The following is a 3,128-nucleotide window of genomic DNA, read 5'->3' on the forward strand; positions in this document are numbered from 1 at the left end:
TGTTTTCAACACTGGAATTAAGCATAGCAGTCGGGAAATCAAGAAAAGTATTGGCTGTAACAGATGCTGGATTTACAAAGAAAATGAGGTCTCTTATGGAATAGAAGAGGAGGACATGATTTGTCTAAGAAAAGATTGTACGAAATCGCAAAAGAACTTGGAAAAGAAAGTAAGGAAGTTGTAGCGCGTGCAAAAGAGTTGGGCTTGGATGTGAAAAGCCACTCATCAAGTGTGGAGGAAGCAGCTGCTTCAAAAATTGTAGCAAGTTTTAAACCTGCTCCTGCTCCTGCTCCAAAGGTAGAATCGAAACCTGTGGCTCCAAAGCCAGTTGACGCTAAGGAAGAGGTAAAACCAGCAGCAGCGGTTGCCCCTAAAGAAGAAAGAGTGGCGCCAGTAAAACCGCAGAGTCGAAACTTTAAGGCTGAGCGTGAAGCTCGTGCAAAAGAGCAGGCTGAACGACGCAAGCAAAATAAGGGTAATAACCGTGACCATCAACAAAATGGGAATCGTCAAAAAAATGATAACCGTAACGGTGGTAAACAAGGTCAAGGTAATCGCGACAACCGTCGATTCAATGATCAAGGTAAAAAACAACAAGGTCAGCAAAATCGTGGGAATGATCGCCGTCAGCAAGAGGACAAACGTCCAAATCAGGCTGGACCACGCATTGACTTCAAAGCCCGTGCAGCTGCTCTAAAAGCAGAGCAAAATGCAGAATATGCTCGTTCAAGTGAGGAACGCTTCAAGCAGTCTCAAGCTGCCAAAGAAGCCTTGGCTCAAGCAAACAAACGCAAGGAACCTGAGGAAATCTTTGAAGAAGCTGCTAAGTTAGCTGAACAAGCGCAGCCAGTTCAACCAGTGGTTGAAGCAGCTCCTGCAGCTAAAGAACCTGTAGTGGATACACGTCGTAAGAAACAAGCCCGACCAGACAAAGATCGTGATGATTACGATCACGAAGAAGATGGTCCTAGAAAACAACAAAAGAATCGAAGTAGTCAAAATCAAGTGAGAAATCAAAGAAATAGTAACTGGAACAATAACAAAAAGAATAAAAAAGGCAATAAGCAAAATAACCGTAATCAGGCACCAAAACCTGTTACAGAGCGTAAGTTCCATGAATTGCCAACAGAATTTGAATATACAGATGGTATGACCGTTGCGGAAATCGCAAAACGTATCAAACGCGAACCAGCTGAGATTGTTAAGAAACTCTTCATGATGGGTGTGATGGCGACACAAAACCAGTCCTTGGACGGTGAAACAATCGAACTCCTCATGGTAGATTACGGTATTGAAGCTAAACAAAAGGTTGAAGTGGACAATGCTGATATCGAACGTTTCTTTGCAGAAGAGGGTTATCTCAATGAAGATGAACTCGTAGAACGTCCACCAGTTGTAACGATCATGGGACACGTTGACCATGGTAAAACAACCCTTTTGGATACCCTTCGTAATTCTCGTGTTGCTACGGGAGAAGCCGGTGGTATCACTCAGCATATCGGTGCTTATCAGATTGAAGAAAATGGTAAGAAGATTACCTTCCTTGATACACCAGGACACGCGGCCTTTACTTCTATGCGTGCGCGTGGTGCTTCTGTTACCGATATTACCATCTTGGTCGTAGCGGCAGATGACGGTGTAATGCCTCAGACTATCGAAGCCATCAACCACTCAAAAGCGGCTAATGTTCCAATCATCGTAGCTATCAACAAAATCGATAAACCAGGTGCCAACCCAGAACGTGTGATCGGTGAATTGGCTGAACATGGTGTTATGTCAACAGCTTGGGGTGGAGATTCTGAGTTCGTAGAAATCTCAGCCAAGTTCAACCAAAATATCGATGAACTCTTGGAAACTGTTCTACTTGTGGCTGAAATTCAAGAGCTCAAAGCTGATCCAACAGTTCGTGCCATCGGTACTGTTATCGAAGCTCGTTTGGATAAAGGAAAAGGTGCGGTCGCAACCCTTCTTGTTCAACAAGGTACTTTGAATGTCCAAGATCCAATCGTTGTCGGAAATACTTTCGGACGTGTCCGTGCTATGACCAACGACCTTGGACGTCGTGTGAAGGTTGCAGGCCCATCAACACCAGTATCAATCACTGGTTTGAATGAAGCGCCAATGGCAGGTGACCACTTTGCAGTTTACGAAGATGAAAAATCTGCGCGTGCAGCTGGTGAAGAACGTGCTAAACGTGCTCTTATGAAGCAACGTCAAGCTACTCAACGTGTTAGCCTTGAAAACCTCTTTGATACCCTTAAAGCAGGAGAACTCAAGTCAGTAAACGTCATCATCAAAGCCGACGTACAAGGTTCTGTTGAAGCTCTCTCTGCATCACTTCAAAAGATTGATGTGGAAGGCGTTAAAGTAACTATTGTTCACTCAGCAGTAGGTGCTATCAATGAATCTGACGTGACTCTTGCCGAAGCTTCAAATGCCTTTATCGTTGGTTTCAACGTGCGTCCTACACCACAAGCTCGACAACAAGCAGAAGCTGACGATGTAGAAATCCGTCTCCACAGCATCATCTACAAGGTTATCGAAGAGATGGAAGAAGCTATGAAAGGGATGCTTGACCCAGAATTTAAAGAAAAAGTTATCGGTGAAGCGATCATCCGCGAAACCTTCAAGGTATCTAAAGTGGGAACAATCGGTGGATTTATGGTTACCAGCGGTAAAGTTACTCGCGACTCTAAAGTCCGTGTCATCCGTGATGGTGTCGTTATTTACGATGGTGCCCTAGCTAGCTTGAAACACTATAAAGATGACGTCAAAGAAGTTACAAACGGCCGTGAAGGTGGTCTCATGATTGACGGCTACAATGATATCAAGATGGATGATGTGATTGAGGCCTACATCATGGAAGAAATTAAGAGATAAGATTTTTGCTCCTTTCTTAGGTGGTGAGGGACGCAAGCAAACCGATGGTTTCATTGCTTATTTTTGAGCCTAGAGTCTCAAAAATCCCCAGTGATTGAACTGAATTATCAGTACAATCACTTTCACCACGGCGAAAGAAGCAGATAAGTTCAAATTGAACTTCGTTTCAATTTGAATTGAAAATCAATAAGTTTAAAAATAGCTAGGTCTGCTGGCCTAGCTTTTGGTTCAATTGAGAGAAAGGAAAA

General features: G+C 43.6%; 1 protein-coding gene. It reads left to right on the plus strand.

Going from position 1 to position 3,128, the window contains the following annotated elements:
• The first annotated feature begins 120 nt into the window (after window positions 1-120).
• Entirely contained in the window at window positions 121-2,880 is a 2,760-nt protein-coding gene (infB, locus tag SINDD18_RS00310; RefSeq protein ID WP_061862681.1) for a translation initiation factor IF-2, read from the plus strand.
• Window positions 2,881-3,128 lie beyond the last annotated feature (248 nt).

Source organism: Streptococcus infantis (genome assembly GCF_001579645.1).
Lineage (GTDB): Bacteria > Bacillota > Bacilli > Lactobacillales > Streptococcaceae > Streptococcus > Streptococcus infantis_E.